The sequence below is a fragment of the Nonomuraea sp. NPDC049750 genome (assembly GCF_040659625.1).
Lineage (GTDB): Bacteria > Actinomycetota > Actinomycetes > Streptosporangiales > Streptosporangiaceae > Nonomuraea.
Genome location: NZ_JBFANB010000002.1, coordinates 151,606 through 169,227 on the forward strand (window position 1 = coordinate 151,606; position 17,622 = coordinate 169,227).

General features: G+C 71.2%; 17 protein-coding genes. 5 read left to right on the top strand and 12 right to left on the bottom strand.

The genetic code is table 11. The features are described 5' to 3' along the window. Positions 1-37: 37 nt before the first annotated feature. The 5 genes from AB0J16_RS05930 to AB0J16_RS05950 form a co-directional block, all read right to left on the bottom strand. The gene (locus tag AB0J16_RS05930) at positions 38-1,201 is read right to left on the bottom strand and encodes an aldolase (RefSeq protein WP_358535132.1); all 1,164 of its coding nucleotides are present in this window, start codon (positions 1,199-1,201) and stop codon (positions 38-40) included. 4 nt (positions 1,202-1,205) lie between these two features. Then, entirely contained in the window at positions 1,206-2,507 is a 1,302-nt protein-coding gene (locus AB0J16_RS05935) for an FAD-dependent oxidoreductase (protein WP_358535134.1), read from the bottom strand. 136 nt (positions 2,508-2,643) lie between these two features. Next, on the bottom strand, positions 2,644-4,146 hold the full coding sequence (locus AB0J16_RS05940; RefSeq protein ID WP_358535136.1) for an AMP-binding protein: 1,503 nt from the start codon (positions 4,144-4,146) through the stop codon (positions 2,644-2,646). 144 nt (positions 4,147-4,290) lie between these two features. Then, on the bottom strand, positions 4,291-5,454 hold the full coding sequence (locus AB0J16_RS05945) for a hypothetical protein (RefSeq protein ID WP_358535138.1): 1,164 nt from the start codon (positions 5,452-5,454) through the stop codon (positions 4,291-4,293). Next, positions 5,451-6,518 carry an LLM class flavin-dependent oxidoreductase gene (locus AB0J16_RS05950; RefSeq protein ID WP_358535140.1) on the bottom strand — a complete coding sequence of 356 codons (1,068 nt, stop codon included), beginning with the start codon at positions 6,516-6,518 and terminating at the stop codon, positions 5,451-5,453. The genes AB0J16_RS05945 and AB0J16_RS05950 overlap by 4 nt, the downstream gene beginning before the upstream one ends. 151 nt (positions 6,519-6,669) lie before the next feature. On the opposite strand from AB0J16_RS05950, the gene AB0J16_RS05955 reads away from it, so the two are divergent. Next, positions 6,670-7,098, top strand: coding sequence for a hypothetical protein (locus AB0J16_RS05955; RefSeq protein ID WP_357946738.1), 429 nt, complete (start codon positions 6,670-6,672; stop codon positions 7,096-7,098). Here AB0J16_RS05955 and AB0J16_RS05960 read toward each other — a convergent pair. Further along, on the bottom strand, positions 7,084-8,049 hold the full coding sequence (locus tag AB0J16_RS05960) for an acyl-CoA dehydrogenase family protein (protein ID WP_358535142.1): 966 nt from the start codon (positions 8,047-8,049) through the stop codon (positions 7,084-7,086). The two genes, AB0J16_RS05955 and AB0J16_RS05960, sit on opposite strands and share 15 nt — an antisense overlap. Before the next feature lie 123 nt (positions 8,050-8,172). Here AB0J16_RS05960 and AB0J16_RS05965 point away from each other — a divergent pair, with 123 nt between their 5' ends. Together AB0J16_RS05965 and AB0J16_RS05970 are read left to right on the top strand one after the other, a co-directional pair. Beyond that, positions 8,173-8,856 (top strand): hypothetical protein, encoded by a 684-nt coding sequence (locus AB0J16_RS05965; RefSeq protein WP_358535144.1) that lies wholly within the window; start codon positions 8,173-8,175, stop codon positions 8,854-8,856. A gap of 69 nt (positions 8,857-8,925) precedes the next feature. Continuing rightward, positions 8,926-10,668 (top strand): proline--tRNA ligase, encoded by a 1,743-nt coding sequence (locus AB0J16_RS05970; RefSeq protein ID WP_358535145.1) that lies wholly within the window; start codon positions 8,926-8,928, stop codon positions 10,666-10,668. 61 nt (positions 10,669-10,729) lie between these two features. Here AB0J16_RS05970 and AB0J16_RS05975 read toward each other — a convergent pair whose 3' ends face one another. Genes AB0J16_RS05975 through AB0J16_RS05990 form a run of 4 tightly spaced genes read right to left on the bottom strand, consistent with a single transcriptional unit; the run spans position 10,730 to position 14,529 of the window. After that, positions 10,730-12,235, bottom strand: coding sequence for a tripartite tricarboxylate transporter permease (locus AB0J16_RS05975; protein WP_357946748.1), 1,506 nt, complete (start codon positions 12,233-12,235; stop codon positions 10,730-10,732). A 1-nt stretch (position 12,236) separates the two neighbouring features. After that, a complete protein-coding gene (locus AB0J16_RS05980; RefSeq protein WP_358535147.1) occupies positions 12,237-12,692 on the bottom strand; it encodes a tripartite tricarboxylate transporter TctB family protein in 456 nt (151 codons plus the stop codon). Next, positions 12,689-13,672: a tripartite tricarboxylate transporter substrate binding protein gene (locus AB0J16_RS05985; protein ID WP_358535149.1), complete on the bottom strand. Its 984-nt coding sequence runs from the start codon at positions 13,670-13,672 to the stop codon at positions 12,689-12,691. Before AB0J16_RS05985 ends, AB0J16_RS05980 begins: the two co-directional genes overlap by 4 nt. After that, positions 13,669-14,529: a PHB depolymerase family esterase gene (locus tag AB0J16_RS05990; RefSeq protein ID WP_358535151.1), complete on the bottom strand. Its 861-nt coding sequence runs from the start codon at positions 14,527-14,529 to the stop codon at positions 13,669-13,671. The genes AB0J16_RS05985 and AB0J16_RS05990 overlap by 4 nt, the downstream gene beginning before the upstream one ends. Before the next feature lie 68 nt (positions 14,530-14,597). Here AB0J16_RS05990 and AB0J16_RS05995 point away from each other — a divergent pair, with 68 nt between their 5' ends. Beyond that, on the top strand, positions 14,598-15,644 hold the full coding sequence (locus tag AB0J16_RS05995; RefSeq protein ID WP_358535153.1) for a DUF5937 family protein: 1,047 nt from the start codon (positions 14,598-14,600) through the stop codon (positions 15,642-15,644). 356 nt (positions 15,645-16,000) lie between these two features. Here the strand turns inward: AB0J16_RS05995 and AB0J16_RS06000 are convergent, their stop codons facing one another. Then, the gene (locus AB0J16_RS06000) at positions 16,001-16,429 is read right to left on the bottom strand and encodes a ferritin-like domain-containing protein (protein ID WP_358535155.1); all 429 of its coding nucleotides are present in this window, start codon (positions 16,427-16,429) and stop codon (positions 16,001-16,003) included. Then, positions 16,426-16,905 carry a hypothetical protein gene (locus AB0J16_RS06005; protein WP_358535157.1) on the bottom strand — a complete coding sequence of 160 codons (480 nt, stop codon included), beginning with the start codon at positions 16,903-16,905 and terminating at the stop codon, positions 16,426-16,428. Before AB0J16_RS06005 ends, AB0J16_RS06000 begins: the two co-directional genes overlap by 4 nt. Positions 16,906-17,125: 220 nt before the next feature. On the opposite strand from AB0J16_RS06005, the gene rimP reads away from it, so the two are divergent. Next, positions 17,126-17,617, top strand: coding sequence for a ribosome maturation factor RimP (gene rimP / locus AB0J16_RS06010; protein ID WP_357654418.1), 492 nt, complete (start codon positions 17,126-17,128; stop codon positions 17,615-17,617). The last annotated feature ends 5 nt before the right edge of the window (positions 17,618-17,622 follow it).

The following is a 17,622-nucleotide window of genomic DNA, read 5'->3' on the forward strand; positions in this document are numbered from 1 at the left end:
ACCCCAAGGTCGTCGAGCGGCCTCAGCCCGAGCGGCTTCAGCCCGGGAGGGCCAGCGCCGCGTCGGCGCGGCGGAGCGCGGCTACGAGGGTCTTGATCGTGGCGGGCTCGTCCATGACGCCGCCCCCGGCCGCGCGCCGCTCCTCCCAGGCCCGCACCCGATCCCGGTAGGAGTCGTAGCGCGCCAGGTGGAAGGCATAGACCGTGGCGAACCGGCTCACCAGGTGTGAAGGGTGCATGTCCCAGCCCTGATAGAAGCCGTGTCCCAGCGAATGCCTGACGAGCTCGGCGTGCCGCCGCCACAGCGCGTGCACGTCCGCGGCCGATCCCGAGGCGGGAGAGGCGGCCAGCGAGCCGTCGGAGAGCTCGACCCCCGTCCCCGCGAACGCCGTCTGCATCACGTGCCGGGCATGGTCACAGGCCGGATGGTCGAGCCGCTGCTCGTGCGGCGGCAGCCCGAGAGCGGCCGTGTAGTCGAACACCCCGAAGTGCGCGGCCGCCAGCCGCCCCCCGAACGACTCGGCCAGCTCACCGCGCAGGAACAGCACGGTCTGCGGCGCCTCGACCTGGATCTCGAACCGCAGCCGGACGTCCAGCTCCCGTTCGAGCCGCTCCAGGAAGCCGCAGAACTGGCCCAGATACGACTCCATCAGCACCTTCGGGAAGGTGACCACGAACCCCGGCGGCAACTCGCCCACCCGTTCGACGACCCCGGTGACGAACCCGTCGAGCGTCCGCACCGACCGCCCGGGATCCCCGTCGGCGAACGACTTGACCCGCGGCCCCCACCGGCGCGGCAGCGCTCCGGCCGCGTGCATCACGGCCACGGCCACGACGGCCTGCTCGACGTGGCCGTCCTCGTCGCCGGGCCGCCCGCCGTAGCCGTCCTCGAAGTCGATCCGCAGGTCCTCGACCGGCTCGCGGGCGAGCTTGCGCAGCACCCTTTCGTGTACGTCCCGCGCCGGCGCGTCAGGCAGCCCGAACACGTGGGCCAGTTCGGCCGGGCCGCTCAGATGCTCCTTGACCAGGTCGAGCGCCTGCGCGCCCCACCCCGCGACCGTGCTCGGCGACACCCGGTCGGCCGGGACGTAGACGGTGTGCACGGGCTGCCAACCGGGCTCGGCGGCCGGGTAGCGGGCCCGTTGGACCCGGTGGGCCTCGGCGAACCCTGGCAGGGACTGGTCCGTCACGGTGACACGCATGCCGTCAGGGCCGGCAGGCCCGCAGCATGGCCTCCAGGCCGGCGAGCTTGACCCGTTCGCCGCGGCCCAGCGACTTGGCCAGAGCGCCTTCGGCCGCCTCGATGGCCAGCCACTCGTCGTACGTCACCGGCCTTACGCCTCTTTCGCCCAGCAGCGCGTCGATGGGCGCCGACCGTAGCCGATCGTGGCCGGCCAGGTCGGACAGCAGGGTGCGGACCGTCTCCGCCGCGTCCGACTTGTTGGTGCCGATCACGCCGGTGGGACCGCGCTTGAGCCAGCCCGCCACGTACTCGCGCTCGCGGATCCGGCCGGCCTCGTTGGGCACGGTCATCGACCGCTCGTCGAACGGCACGCCCGGAAGGGGAACGCTCTGGTATCCGACCGAGCGCAGCACCATGCCGACCGGGATCGTCTCGAACTCGCCCGTCCCGACCACCCGGCCCTCCTCGGACAGCCGGGTGCGTTCGAGCCTGAGCCCCTCCACCCGGTCGGTGCCGAGGATCTCCACCGGGCGCAGCCAGAAGCGCACATCGAGGCGGCGCGGGCGGCCGACGGGGTTGCGGCCCGCCCACGACCGCAGGACGTCGATGTTGCCGCGGATCTGCCGGGGGAAGTCGCCGCCCAGCACCACGGCCTCGTCCTCGCGTACGCAGACGTCGGCGTTCGCCAGCTCGCCGAGCTCCCGCAGCTCCTTCAGCGTGAACTTGGCGTGCTCGGGACCCCGACGGCCGATCATGTGGATCGCCTTGACCTGGCTTTCGCCGAGCCGTTCGAGCACGTCGTGCGGTACGTCCGTGGAGCTGAGCTCCTCGGCGGTCTTGGCCAGGACGCGGACCACGTCGACGGCGACGTTCCCGACGCCGATGACCGCGACCTCGGGGCTGTCGAGGGTGAACATGGAGGCGGAGACGTCGGGATGGCCGCAGTACCAGTTGACGAAGTCGGTGGCGGCCACGCTGCCCGGCAGGTCCTCGCCCGGGATGCCGAGCTTCCTGTCGACCATCGCGCCCGTGGCGTAGACGACCGCGTCATAGCCGCCCAGCAGGTCCTCGACCGACAGATGCTCGCCGAGCGTGACGCCGCCGAGGAAGCGGACCTCGGGGAGTTCGAGCACCCGGCGCAGGTAGTTGGCGATCGACTTGATCGACGTGTGGTCGGGCGCGACGCCGTATCGGACGAGCCCGTAGGGCGTGGGCAACCGCTCGATGACGTCGACCTGGACGTCCTCCTGCGCCTGTTTGACCAGGGCCTCGGCCGTGTAGATACCGGCAGGGCCCGACCCGATGACCGCCACGCGCAACGTCACGCTGCCTCCTCTATGTGGGCGATTCTGTTACACGGGGCATGCGTCCCACCAGTACAACTCGGCACTGTGATCGATGTATCCCCGATCGCCGGTACGAATGAACCCATCTTTCGCGAATGGGGTCAGTGCGGGGCAGTCAGGAGGCGGGCGCGCGGGCGCGGAGGGCCCTCTTGTCGATCTTGCCGTTGGCGTTGGCCGGCAGAGCTTCGACCACGATGACCCGCTTCGGCACCTTGTAGTTGGACATATTGTCCTTCGCCCAGGTGAGCAGCGTGCCCGGATCGACCGTCATCCCCGCTCTGGGCACCACGTACGCCCAGCCGGCCTCGCCGGAGACCGGATCGGGCACCCCGATCACGGCCGCCTGCGCCAGCGAGCCCTCACGTAAGAGCAGCGACTCCACCTCGGCGGGCGAGACGTTGAAGCCGTTGACGATGTAGAGCTCCTTCTTGCGGTCCACGATGGCCAGATTGCCCGCCGGGTCGAGCACGCCGATGTCGCCCGTGTGCAGCCAGCCGTCCCGGTCGACGACCTCGGCGGTCTTGCCGGGCTCGTCCCAGTAGCCGCGCATGACCCCGTACCCGCGCTGCAGGATCTCCCCGCGCTCCCCGGCGGCCACCTCCTTGCCGTCGTCGTCGACGATCCGCACCTCGATGCCCGGCACCGCCCGGCCGGTCGTCGCGGCGATGACCTCGATCGGGTCGCCGGCTCTGGTCATGGAGACGACCGTGCCCTCCATCAGGCCGTACGCGTTGATCATCCGCTCCAGGCCCACCCGTTCGACCAGGCGGGTGATCAGCGCGGCAGGCACGGCGGCGGCGCCGCAGATGGCCACGCGCAGCGACGAGACGTCCCAGTCGGCGCGGTCCAGCTCGTCGAGCAGCCGGTGGAACAGCGTGGGCGGGCCCGCCAGGATGCTCACCCGGCCGGCCGAGATCAGGGACATCAGGGCGTCGGGGGTGAAGACCCTGATCGGCATCATGGTCGCCCGGCGGAGCACGCAGGCGATCAACCCGGCGTTGAGGCCGAAGCCGTGGCTGAACGGGGCGATCACCGGGTAGCGGTCGTGCTCGTCCAGGGTGACGATCTCGGACCAGTCCCAGTAGCCGCGCAGGACCTGGGCGTGGTCCAGCATCACGCCCTTGGGGGTGCCGGTGGTACCGGAGGTGGACATGATCTCGCACAGATCGCCGGGCCGTACGGCCAGCGCCCGCTCCTCGACGTCCTCCATCTCGACCCCCGGCGCCTCCATGTGGGGACTTCGCCCGGGGCTCAGGACGTGGCGCGGGGCGGCGCCGGGCGGCAGGAGGTCGGCGAGCACCACACCTGGCGGGCCCTCGCCCGTGACCAGCACCTCGGCGCCGGTCTTCTCGATCATCGCCGCCGCCTCCAGGCCCTTGGCGCGCGAGGAGAGCGGCACGATCACCGCACCGGCGTCCCAGACGCCGAAGGCGTGCGTGACCCAGTACGGGTCGTTCACGCCCCACAGGGCCACCCGGTCGCCCGGCCGGACGCCGAGCCCGATCAGCTCGTGCGCCACGCGGGCGGCTCCGGCGCGGAGCTCCGCCATGGTGACGCGCGTGTCGCCGTCGACGATCACCACCGCGTCCGGATGGCGGTCCGCCTGGTCACGGAGCATGCGGGGGAGCGTTCCCCAGTCCGGCATCGGTCCCATCGGTTCGCGCCTCCTGCTCCACGATGAGCGCTCCACAGGCCGAGCGCCCGGCTCCCGGATGGACCTCGGCTCTCGTACGGACTCTGGACGGGTGGGCGGGCCGGGCGGCTACACGATGAGCGCCCGGTCGCGGCCCAGGTGGTGGCCGCGCAGGTCGGTCAGCACGCCGGGGCCCGGCGTCTCGGCGATCTCCGGCGCGATCTCCACGCCGAGCGAGATCGGGGTGAGCCCCTGGATCGCCTGCTGGATTCGGCCCCGCCACATCGGGTTGCGCACGAGGCTCTCCCTCCCGAACGTGACGGTGAGCACCGCCGCGTCGAGCGTGCCCTGCCTGCTGACGACCAGCTCCCACCTGGACACGCCGTCGATCTTGGCCAGGGCCTTCTCGACGCGCGGCAGCGCCAGCCACACGCCCCGCACCAGCACGTGCTCGCCGACCGTGTGGACGGGCGCGGGCAATTGGGGGTCGGTCGCGGGCGAGTCGGTGCGTACCACCTGGCCCGTACGCAGGACGGCGTCGCCGAGCGCCGAGTGGCCGTGGGGCGTGATCACCAGCTCGGCCACCCCTGACGGCTCCGACGGCCGCAGCACGTCCTTGGTCAGCGAGGCCAGGTGCAGCAGGCCGTCCGTCAGCGGGGTGAGCGGGTCGCCTTCCGCCGCCCGCCAGGCCAGGGCACCGCCACCGAACGGGTCGGCGTACACCTCGGTCACGTGGGCGTCGAACTCGCCCGCCAGGTGGCTTAGCGTCCGCTTCGAGGCGATCTCCCCGGTCAGGACGATGTGGCGCAGTCCCAGGTCAAGGGGGTCCAGCAGGAATTCCAGGTGCAGCCTGGCCAGCAGGTCCATCGCACCCGTAGGGGTGGCGACCAGCGTGGTGGCGCCCAGGGTGGACAGCGTGTGGATCAACCGCATGCGGCCTCGTGGGCCCACCGAGGCGGCCGCCGACGCCACGTCCGCCGCGGCGGCGGCCCAGAGCGCGCCCGCCGGTTCGGCCAGCGCCACCACGACCCGGTCGCGGTCGCCCACTCCGGCCGCCCGTAGCGCCGCCCCGGTCAGTTCCTGCGCCGCCGCGCGGTCGCCGGGCGCCAGCGGGAAGGCGCTGGAGGCGTCGGGGGCGACCTGCAGCAGCCCTGTCGCGGAGCGCGCGCCCGTACGGAGGTCGTCCCGCGTCAGCCAGCGCGCGTCGGCGGCCTCCGCCGACGCGTCCCGCCCGCTCACGGGCCCGGAGCCGGTCCCGGTTACGGAGCTGGGGCCAGGGTCCGGGCTGGTCACTTGGTCACCTCGGTCATGAACAGCTTCATCGCCTCGCAGACCCGTTCGTGCGCCAGCCCGCCCACCTGCGCCTGGATGATCAGATCCGTCGCCCCGGCCTCCGCGATCCTGGCCAGCGCCTTGCGCGAACCCGCCACGTCGTCCACCACGACCATCAGGTGCTCCCGCAGCGTCGCCATCGCCTCCTCCGGCGGCATCCCGGCGGCGAGCTGGCCGAGGACGCGGTGGGTGGCGTGCCGGGCGTCGTAGTAGTCCGGCGGGGTGACGAGGTTGACCTGGCGGCGGATGTACCAGAGGACGGCGTCGGCGGCCGTCTCGTTGGCCTGGTCGCGGGTGGGCGCGACGAACCAGGGGATCATCAGCGCGACCCGGCGGGAGGCGGGGTCGAACCCGGCGGCGGCCAGACGCTCGCGGTATTGGGCGATGTCGTCCGCCACGTCGTCGATGCCCTTGACCATGGTCATGCCGAGCAGGTTGTAGCCGTGGTCGGCCGCCGCCAGATAGCCCTCCAGCGACGTCGAGGCCACCCAGACCGGCGGATGCGGCTGTTGCACGGGACGCGGGTAGACCGCCACGTCCGGGATCTCGAAGAACTCGTTTGAGCGGCTGACCGGCTCCCCGTCGGCCCGCCAGATGGCCAGCGTCGCCTCCAGCGAGTCCTCCCAGATCTGCCGGGACTTCTCGAAGGGCCGCTGGAAGGCCTGGTACTCCAGGGGCGAGGCCCCCCGCCCGGTGCCGAACTCCACCCGGCCGCCGCTCAGCACGTCGAGGGTGGCCACGCGCTCCGCGGTGCGGATCGGCGACTGGAACGGCAGCAGCACCACGCCCAGCCCGAGATGGATCCGCTCGGTCTGCTGGGAGATCGCGGCCAGCACGAGATCGGGCGCGGAGGAGTGGGAGAACCCCCGCGTGAAGTGGTGTTCGACGAACCAGGCGGTGTCGAAGCCAAGCCGGTCACCGAGCACGACCTGGTCGATCACGTTCTGGAACGCCTGTTGCTCGACCTCGCGGGAGCGCCCGCGCACCTCCAGCTCGTAGCCCAGGCTGATCCGTAGGGACGTCATCGCGCCTCCGGCGAAAGTAGTAAACCAAGCGCTCGCTTGGTAGAGACTATCAGCACCAAAGACTTGCGGGAAGGGCGCGTTCGCGATCAGAGTGATGCACGTGAGGCGAAAGCACGCGCTAAGGCGGCCGAAAGATGGCACGCTCCCCGATATGGGGGCCGATGACTTCTCCCTCACGAGCGGGCGCGGTTACGAGGCGTTCGGCCGGGTGATGGCCGCCCTCGCCACGGAGGCCGAGTTCATCGAGTCCTGCCGGGATCTGACCTGGTGGCGGGGCGCCGACCACAGCTGGCACATCGAGTGGCGCGACGGCCCGTACGCCTCCGAGGTGGCGGCGCTGCTGGCCGAGCAGGTGCGCGCTCCCGCGTACGAGGACGAGCTCGGCGCGCCCGCCGGGCCGGGCGACAGCCGGTCGGCGGTGCTCGACGTGATGGGCGTCCGCTTCGAGCTGCGGGCCATCGATCCGCTGGGCCGCGAGCGCGTACGCGACAAGCCGGGCTTCTGGCGGCTGGCCGAGGCGCTCGACACCACCCGCGCCACGAACGCCCCGCGCCCCTGGGAAACGCTACTGGGCGGCTAGCTCGGCCTGGAAGACCTGCGCGCCCAGGCGCTCGCGGTGCGCCTGCGGCGGGCCGAAGAGCTGGGCGTCGGAGGTGGCCCGCTTGAGGTAGCGGTGGGCCGGATGCTCCCAGGTCACGCCGATCCCGCCGTGGACCTGGATGTTCTCGCCCGCCGCCGTGAGATACGCCTCGGTGCAGTAGGACCCGGCGATCGCCGCGAGGGACTGCGACCCGGCCGCCGCCAGCGCCGCCGATCTGGCCGACTCCACGAGCAGCAGCAGGTCGGCCAGCTTGTGCTTGATCGCCTGGAAGGAGCCGATCGGCCTGCCGAACTGGTGGCGCAGCTTGGCGTGCTCCGTGGCCATCTCCAGGCAGCGCTCGGCCCCGCCCACCTGCTCGGCCGCCAGCGCCGCGATGCCGAGGTCGCGCACCCGGCTCCACGCCGCGCCGTCGCCCGCCGGCCGCGCCGGGGCGTGGTCGAAGGTCAGCTCGGCCAGGGGCCGGCTCTCGTCCATGGTCGTGTGCGCGACGCGCCGCGTCGGCACCGCCTCGACCAGGAGCCCGTCGGCGTAGGCGAGCACCACCTCGCCCTCCAGCGCGTACGGGACGACGCCCGTGAGCAGGCCGTCCCGGAGGGTCAGGTCGCCGTCGCCCGGCAGGACGACGGTCGCCGTCACCGAGCCGTCGGCCAGCGCGGGCAGCAGCCGGCCCATCGCCGCCTCGTCGCCGCCCGCCTTGAGAGCCTCGACGGCCACGACGGCGCTCTGCAGGAAGGGGTATGGGGACAGGGTCCTGCCCAGCTCTCCGGCCACGACTGCGGTCTCGGCCGGGCCGCAGCCCGCTCCGCCGTACTCCTCCGGGACGGCGAGCCCTGCGGTGCCCAGCTCGCGCGCGAACGCCGCCCAGGGCGCGGCGGGGCGGTCGGCGAGATAGGCGCGGACGACGGAGCGCAGCTCGTCTGTGACGGTCACCGAGCCAGTTTAACCAAGCGATTGCTTCGTTGCATTTGGTTGGCCGAAATTTGCCTTTTCTGGACGGCCACATAATCTGGTTGTGGTATTGCGACAAGCTGCGAAGGGAGGGTTGACCAGGCAATGGCCGTAAAAGAGAGCACGATCGACTACGCTGAGTTCGCCGCGTACGACCGTGGCCAGCGCTGCATCGAACGCCATGTGCTGGGGGCCTTCCTCGGCGGGCTGGTCGTCGGGCTCGTGGGCATACTCGCCGACGGTCGCGGCCCCCAATGGCTCGGCCAGGTTTATGACCCGTACATGTATCTGGGTCTGGCCCTGCTCGTCGGGGCGAGCGCGGCGGGCTTCGGGTGGGCGTTGCTCACCACGTTCCTGGCCTCCCTGTCCATGATCGTCGTGACGCTGGGCGGCAGCATGCTGCGCGGCGGGCCCGACATCGGCGGCGTGGGTGTCGGCGGCTCCGCGGCCGGGCTGAACTGGACGCTCTGCCTGCTGGTCGGGCTGGGCCTGCTCGCCTACGTGACGAGGCGGCCGGACGTCTGGGGCGACCTGGCGGCGGGCCTCATCGGTGCCCTTCTGCTCGCCGACGTGATCGACCGTGCGACGCCCGGTTTCATCCACAGCGACCCCGCGTTCTGGCCCGGCCCCGCGCCCGTGGTCGGCGCCCTGTCCGTCGTGCTGGTGCTGGTGCTGCGCCGTGGCAAGGCGGGCCGGGTGCGCGCGCTGGCGCTGGCGGCGGTCCTTGTCGGCCTGTTCGCGGTCGGAGTGGCCGGTTCGCTGGGCGGCTGGGTCCCCATCGCGGGATAAGGCCGCGCGGCGAGTCGCTCCGAGTCGATAGCCTGTAGTCCTCATATCCAGGCCGAACAAGGAGTAGTCGTGTCGCTGCGCATGTCGTCGTTGTTTCTTCGCACCCTGCGGGACGACCCGGCAGACGCGGAAGTGCCGAGCCACAAGCTCCTGGTCCGCGCCGGTTATGTCCGGCGGGTGGCGCCCGGCATCTACTCGTGGCTGCCCCTCGGCAAGATGGTGCTGGAAAACGTCGCCAAGGTCGTCCGCGAGGAGATGAACCGGATGGGCGGCCAGGAGGTGCTCTTCCCCGCCCTGCTGCCGCGCGAATACTACGAGGCCACCGGTCGCTGGACCGAATACGGTGACACGCTCTTCCGGCTCAAGGACCGCAAGGGCGTCGACTACCTGCTCGGTCCCACGCACGAGGAGCTCTTCGCCGACATGGTCAAGGGCGAATACTCCTCGTACAAGGACTATCCGGTCACGCTCTACCAGATCCAGACGAAATACCGCGATGAGGCCAGGCCCCGCGCGGGCATCCTGCGCGGCCGCGAGTTCCTGATGAAGGACGCCTACTCCTTCGACCTCGACGACGAAGGACTCAAGCACTCCTACGAGCAGCACCGCGAGACCTACATCCGGACGTTCGACCGGCTCGGCATCGATTACAAGATCGTGTTCGCCACGTCGGGCGCGATGGGCGGCTCGGCCTCCGAGGAGTTCCTGGCGCCCACGCCCACCGGCGAGGACACCTTCGTGGCCTGCCGCTCCTGCGGCTACGCGGCCAACGCCGAGGCCGTCACCACGACCGCGCCCCCGGCCCGCGCCCTCGACGGGCTGGAGCCGCAGCGCGTTCTCGACACCCCCGACACCCCGACCATCGAGTCGCTGGTGTCCTACGTCAACGAGCACCACGGCCTGTCGATCACCGCCGCCGAGACCCTGAAGAACGTCGTCGTCAAGGTCACCACGCCCGGCTCCGACAAGGTCGAGACGCTGATCGTCGGCGTGCCCGGCGACCGCGAGGTCGACTTCAAGCGCCTGGAGGCCGCGCTGGCCCCCGGCGAGCCCGCCATCTTCGAGGCCGAGGACTTCGCCAAGCACCCCGGCCTGATCCGCGGCTACATCGGCCCGCAGGTCCTGCGCGACCTCGGCATCCGCTACCTCGTCGACCCCCGCGTGGTCACCGGCACCTCCTGGGTGACCGGCGCCAACGAGCGCGGCAAGCACGCCGCCCACGTGGTCGCGGGCCGTGACTTCGTCCCCGACGGCACGATCGAGGCCGCCGAGGTGCGCGCCGGAGACCCATGCCCCCGCTGCGGCTCGCCGCTGTTCATCGACCGCGGCATCGAGATCGGGCACATCTTCCAGCTCGGCCGCAAATACGCCGACGCGGCCGGGCTCGACGCCCTGGGCCCCGACGGCAAGCCGATCCGTATCACGATGGGCTCCTACGGCATCGGCGTCTCGCGCGCCGTGGCGGTCATCGCCGAGCAGGCCCACGACGAGCTCGGGCTGGTGTGGCCGCGCGAGATCGCGCCCGCCGACGTGCACATCGTGGGCACGGGCAAGGACAACCAGATCGAGGCGGCCCTCCAGCTGGCCGCCGAGCTGGAGTCCCGCGGGCTGCGGGTGCTCGTCGACGACCGGTCCGGGGTCTCGCCCGGCGTCAAGTTCAAGGACGCCGAGCTGCTCGGCCTGCCCACGATCGTGGTCGTGGGCCGCGGGCTGGCTCAGGGTGTGGTCGAGCTCCGCGACCGGGTCACCGGCGTCAAGGAGGAGATCCCGCTCGACACGGCCGCCGATCGCGTGCTGGCCGCCTGCTCGTAACGCGAAGCACGGCTCCCTCTTCGTCCAAGGGGGAGCCGTGCTGTTCTGCCAGGGGGAGTCGTCAGTCCATGGCCGCGGGCATGGAGATCTTGCCGCGGCGGCGCAGCACCACGGGCCCGATCAGGCAGGCGGCGGCGATCACCAGGATGGCCAGCGACACGGGCCGGGTGAAGAACACCGCCGGATCCCCCTCGCTGAAGGCCAGGGCCCGCCTGAACTGCACCTCCATCAGCGGCCCGAGCACCGCCCCGAGGATCAGCGGCGCCACCGGATAACCGGCCCGCCGCAGGACGAACCCCACCAGCCCGAATCCGTACGCCACCAGGATCTCGAACACGCTCTGCGAGGTGGCGTAGACACCCAGCGTCGCGAACGTCAGGATCGCCGCCGTCAGCAGCGCGGCCGGCACGCTCAGCAGCTTCACCCACAGCCGGATCAGCGGCAGGTTCAGCACCAGCAGCATCACGTTGCCGATGTAGAGGCTGGCGATCAGCGTCCACACGAGCACCGGCTGCTGGTCGAAGAGCTGCGGTCCCGGCTGCACGTTGTAGATCTGGAAGGCGATCAGCAGCATGCTGGCCGTGGCCGAGGTGGGGATGCCGAGCGTGAGCAGCGGCACCAGCACGCCGGAGAAGGCCGCGTTGTTGGCCGCCTCGGGCCCCGCCACGCCCTCGATGGCGCCGTGGCCGAACTCCTCGGGGTCCTTGGCCAGCCGCTTCTCGACGTTGTAGCTGAGAAAGGTGGGCAGCTCGGCGCCGCCCGCGGGCAGCGAGCCGATCGGCAGGCCGAACGCGGTGCCCCGCAGCCACGGCCGCCAGGACCGGCGCCAGTCGTCGCGGGTCATGCCGATGCGCCCGGTCACCTTCACCGGCGGCTGCTCCTGCCGGTTGCGCTGGGCTGCCGTGGCGACCGCCTCGGCCACGGCGAACAGGCCGACGGCCAGCGCCACGACCGGCAGCCCCTCGTACAGGTCGGGTACGCCGAAGGCCAGGCGCGGCTGGCCGGTCATCTGATCGATGCCCACCATGCCGATCGCCAGCCCGAGGAAGAGGCTGGACAGGCCGCGCACGATCGAGTCGCCCATGAGCGAGGTGACGGTGACGAAGGCGAGCACCATGATCGAGAAGTACTCGGCGGGCTGGATCGACTTGGCGATGGCTGACATCCCGGGCGCCAGGAACGTGATCACCACGGTGGAGATCGTGCCCGCCACGAACGAGCCGATGGCCGCCGTGGCCAGCGCGGCCCCGGCCCGGCCCTTCCGCGCCATCGGGTAGCCCTCGAGCGTGGTGGGGATCGACGCCGTCTCGCCGGGGATGTTGAGCAGGATCGCGGTGGTGCTGCCGCCGTACATGCCGCCGTAGTAGATCCCGGCGAACATCACGAACGCGCCCACCGGGTCGAACACCATCGTCAGGGGCAGCAGCAGCGCGATCGTGGTGGCCGGGCCGAGGCCCGGCAGCACGCCGACGAGGGTGCCGACGGTGACGCCGAGCAGGCCGAGCAGCAGGTTCTGCAGGGTGAGCGCGTGCGCGAAGCCGTCGAGCAGGTGGCCCAGTACGCTCATCTCAGATCGCCAATCTGATCAGGCCCGGAGGCAGCGTGATGCCCAGCACCCGGTCGAACAGCACATACGTGGCCAGCGCCAGCAGCAGGCCAACGACCAGGTTGCGCACCAGCTTGCGGCTGCCGAGCACGCGGGCGACCGCGACGAAGAACAGCGTGGTCGCCTGCCAGTAGCCCACGGGGGCGAGCAGGACCGCGTACAGAACGAGCGCGCCGATGAGGAGCAGCACGGGACGCCAGTGCACGCCCTCTTCCTCGCCGCCCTCGCGGGTCACCGGAGCGCGGAACGCCTGCACCACCCCGATCACGGCCACCACCGCCATGCCGATGCCGACCAGGAGCGGGAAGGCCCGTGGCCCGACGGCCTGGTAACCGCTGCCGTCAGGGATCATGAACGCCTGCGCCAGTACGACCAGCGCGACCGCCAGGAACCCCGCCGAGACGAGCCGGGTGCTCACTTGCCCAGTCCCAACTCGCCGAGGATTGTGGTGATCTGCCCGCGCTGCTCGGTGAGCACCTGCTTGAAGGAGTCGCCCGGGGTCCAGGCGTCGACCCAGTTGTTCTGCTTGAGGACCTGCTGCCAGCACGACGTCTGCCGCATCTTGTCGATCATCTTGACGACGTCCTGCTGCTGCTCGGCCGACAGCCCCGCCGGGGCGAGCACGCCGGCCATCGTGGAGATGGCCTGGTCCGACAGCCCCAGTTCCTTCAGCGTCGGGGCGTCGATGCCCTCGATCCGCTTGTCGCCGTCCACCGCGAGCGCCTTGAGCTCTCCGGCCCGCAGCTGCGCGCGAAGCTCGGCGACGGTGTCGATGCCGGCGGTGGCGGCCCCGCTGAGCAGCAGGTTCATCGACTCGCCGCCGCCCGCCGTGGGCACGTAGTTGACCTGCTTGGCATCGATGCCCTGGCCCTTGGCCAGTCCCGCGACCGTCATCTGCCCGGGGCCGCCGAGCGAGCCGCCGGTCCACTTGACGCCGTGCGGGTTCTTCTTCATCGCGGCCAGCAGCGCCTTCAGATCGGCGTACGGCGCGTTCTTCGGCACCACGATCGCGCTCGGGCCCCTGCTCAGCCCGGCGATCGGGGTGAGCGTGGTCAGGTCGACGGGGGAGTGGTTGTTGACGATGCCACCGAGCATGGTCGCGCTGTCCATGACCATGAGCTGGTAGGGGTCGCCCTTGCTCTTGGCGAACTGGGCCAGCCCGATCGTGCCGCCCGCGCCGGGGACGTTGACGACCGTGGCCTTAGCGGTGGTGATCTTGCACTGGCTGAGCGCGCCGGCGATGCCGCGGGCGCGGGTGTCCCAGCCGCCGCCGGGGCTGCCCGGCGCCATGATCGTCAGAGGCTTGCTCGGGTATTCGGCGCCCGCCTCGGCGCTCTCGCCGACCGCGCAACCGGTGGCCAGGACCGTCAGGGCGGCGGCGGCGACAATGATCTTCATGAGGTCTCCCGGGGGGTGAGAATCGAGGTGAAGAAGTCCTTGACCGGCTCCAGCACGCTCATCGGCTGGTGCGCCACACCGGGCACGACGTCGAACCTGACATTGATGCCGTGCGCGGCGAAGTTGTCACGCAGCGCCGCCAGCCGTTCGACACGGGTGGTCCCGTAGGCGTCGGCACCGTCCATCCAGTTGGCGTCGCCCTGGTTGTTGATCTCCCAGGTCTCGACGTCCTCGGCACCCACGACCATCTGGACCGGCACCGCCCCGAGCTCCGCGATCCTGGGCGGCTGGCCGAACTCCTCCTCGAACCCCTTGAGCCCGATCCACCACGGGCTGTCCCAGTCGATGTACGATATCCGCCCTGGTGCACCAATTGACACTCCGGCCAGCCGGTCCGGATGCAGGTAGGCGAACCGATGGGCGAACTGGCCGCCGCCGGAGAAGCCGTGCAGGAGGAACCGCTCGGTGTCCACGTTGAAGCGCTCGCCGACCTCCTCGACCATCGCCAGCAGCACGTGGTCGAAGCGGATGCCGCGGTAGTTGATGAACTTGAAGCCGTGCAGGTCGTCCACGTCCTCGATGCCCGCGGGGAACAGCGGCGCCAGGACCAGGCAGCCCTGCCGCTCACCCCATTCGGCGAGGTTGTCGCGGTACTGCGGCCCGCGCCGTCCCGTCCCGTGCTGCATGACGGCGATCGGCACCGGCGGGCCGTCGGGCGAGTGGGCCGTCGGCACGTAGAGGCAGTAGGAGAAGCGCTGGTCGTATCGGGAGGCGAAGATGGTGGTGGACCCGCTGAAGTAGTACTCCCGAGGGTGCTTAACCGCGCCGCCGTTTTCGTGTAGTGGTGCCTTGGCCATGGCGCCACAGCCTGGACATATATCCAGTTTCGGACAAGGAGATTGCCGCCAACGCGGTAATGTGCAACGTGCCCGTCACGCTCCTCCTGTCCTCCACCGACCCGGCCTCGATCACCATGGGCGTCTCCCCGCTGGCCGAGCTCTGCGCCTGCCTGCACGCGCTCGACGAGCCCGGACACCACCCCGCGGCGGCCCGCTGGGTGGCCAGGGTCCACACGGAGGCCGACGAGGACCTGCTGGCCAGGGCGACGGCGTGGGCGCCCCTGTGGAGCGCCTTCCGGGCCCGCTACCTGCTGCCACTGTCCGCCGGCCGGTCCAGGACGCTCGAAGACGAGCTGGCCGAGATCGAGGCGCTGCCCATCGGCGACTTCACCTCCATGACCCTCCAGGCGCTCATCGGCAAGAACAGCGCCGGCGTCGGCGGCGACGTGCTCCAGCGCCTCAGACTGATCTCCTCCAGCCGGGTGGAGCTGGGCACCCGGGTACAGAACGACCCCTGGGGCTTCAGGCGCGAACTGACCGGCTTCCTGGCCGACTTCGCCGCCGCGGCCTTCGAGGCGGACTGGCCGGGCCTGCGTACCGCCCTGGCCGCCGAGGCGGCGGTGCGCGAGCGGGCGATCGCGGTGCACGGCCCCATGGCGCTGGCCGACTTCCCCACCGCCACAGCCGTCGAGGGCGGGCGTCGAATCGTCCTGGACAAGCTCTACAACGCCACCGCCCGCATCGGCGCCGGCCGGCCCTGCCTGCTCGTCCCCAGCCTGTACGGCCGCCCGCACTTCGTGGTCAAGCACTATCCGGGCTACCCCGTGGTCATCCAGTACGGCGTGGGCACCTCCGCCGGGGTCTCCCTGGAGACCGCCCGGCAACGGCTGGCCGTCCTCCAGCACCCGACCCGCCTCAAGCTCTGCTACGCCATCCTGCGCAACCCGGTGGCCACCTCGGAGCTCGCCAACCAACTGGGCATGACCGCCCCCCAGGTCTCAAGACACCTACGCCACCTGAGGGAGGCCGCATTGGTGCACGTGCACCGGCGCGGCTCGGTCGTCTACTACCAACTCGACGCCGAGGCGATCGAACGCCTGGGCACCGACCTACTGACGGTGCTCTACCGCTGAACCGCTCACATCCGATCACTCCCGCTCCCCGGAGGGGGCCCCTCTCTGAGGACCTCAGTCACGACGGACCGGCTTCTTCCGCTCCCCGGAAGGGGTTCCCCTCCTTGGAGACCTCTGCCACGACGGGCGGTTCTCTTCTTCGCCCCCGGGACGGGGTCTCTCTCCCAGGGCCCCAGCCATGACGGACGGTCCTCTTCCTCGCCCCCGGAGGGGATGCCCTTCCCAAGGACCCCAGCCACTACGGACGGCCTTCTTTCGCTCCCCCGAAGGGGGTATCTCCACAAGGACGCCAGCCACAACAGACCGTCGCAGGGACTGAGACGGTTGTGTGGACGGACCCCTGGGGTGGGCCGCTCTCAGCCGGTAGGCCCCGCCATCCCGGGAAAGGCCGTGGTGATCGCGGGACGGAAGGAGTAGGAGCGGGCCACCGACTCCTGCATGGCCAGCGCCGCGTACCGGCGCAGCGACGCGTCGTCCGACGCCACCAGCTCCAGGTAGGCGGCCGTGATGCCGGCCTCCACGTGGACCGCGAGCTGGACCGCCTGCGCCGCCGTGGACGGCACGATCGGCAAGGCGTAGCCCCCCTCCGGCTCGGTCGGCGTGCCGCCCCGGGTGGTGATGGCGGTGCGCAACTGGTCGCGTCTGGCTCGATGGGCGTCGAAGGCGGTCGTGACCCGTGACCGCAGCGAGCCCGTGGTGCGCGCGCCGATCAGCCCGTACGCGAAGACGGCGGCATGCTCAGCCGACAGCGCCTTGCGCAGCTTCTCCACATCGGCAGGTGTCACGTCGACCTCGGCAGGGCCAGGGCGTGGGCGGCCTCGCAGGCGCCGATGGCGGCGATGAGCTGGGCCAGCTGCGGCGAGACGCCGGCGAGCTGGCGGACGCGCAGCGCCGCCGACCGGCGCTCGGCCTCACGCAGCCGCGACACCGACGTCTTGGGCACGGGAGCGGGCGTCGTGGGCGCGGGGGCGGAAGAGGACGGGGCGGGCCCGCCGGGCAGGCGTTTGCGCAACTCGTCGAGGTGAGCCCGGTGGCGGTCACGGAACGGCGTCAGCTTGGTCGCGCCGCCCGTGATCAGCGCGGAGTAGAGGGCGATCGTGTGTTCCTTGTCGGCGATCAGCTGCCGCAGCAGCACCCGCTCAGGATCTTCCGACGGGGTGGGCGACGGCTGGGGGGTGTCGGACGCGTCGCATCCCGACAGGGCCGCGGCGGCCGCTCCGCCCGCCAGCACGGCTCGCCGTGACAGAGAACGCGGGCGCACGGGCAGGGACCTCCTGTAAACGGAACGCAGATAGCATCGTACGGTCTTGCGCTCGCTCCCCGTGTCAGGCGACGCTCGCCATTCGCACGTGCCGAGTGGCGCTCTCTTCGTGCCCTCGTACAGATAGGGTGTCAACTGTCGTAGCTGGCTGAGCGGCCAGGCGACTTGAGAGCCAGAGGCGAGGTCCGCCCGGCTGAGACATGACAATAGGGAGGTCGATATGGGCAGCGCATCACCCCGCGACCACCTGATGAAGCTCCTTGAGCCCGTCGTCGGCGCGGAGGGCCTCGATCTGGAGGACGTCACGGTCACCCAGGCCGGCAAGCGCCGGCTGCTGCGTGTGATCGTCGACCGCGACGGCGGCGTGAGTCTCGACGACGTGGCCGACGTCAGCCAGGTCGTCTCCGCGGCGCTCGATGACGCCAACGCGATGGGCCAGTCGGCCTACACGCTGGAGGTCTCCTCGCCGGGCGTCGACCGCCCGCTGACCGAGCCGCGTCACTGGCGGCGCGCGGCCAAGCGGCTGGTGAAGGCCGAGATGAGAGATGGTTCCGTGGTGGAGGGCCGCGTGCGCTCCGCGGACGAGAGCGGCGTCGAGCTCGACGTCGACGGCGCCGGGCGCCGATTCGACTATCAGGACCTGGCCCGCGGACGGGTGCAGGTGGAGTTCCGCCGGTTCGACGACGAAGACGTCGACGGCGACGAAGGCTAAGGGGA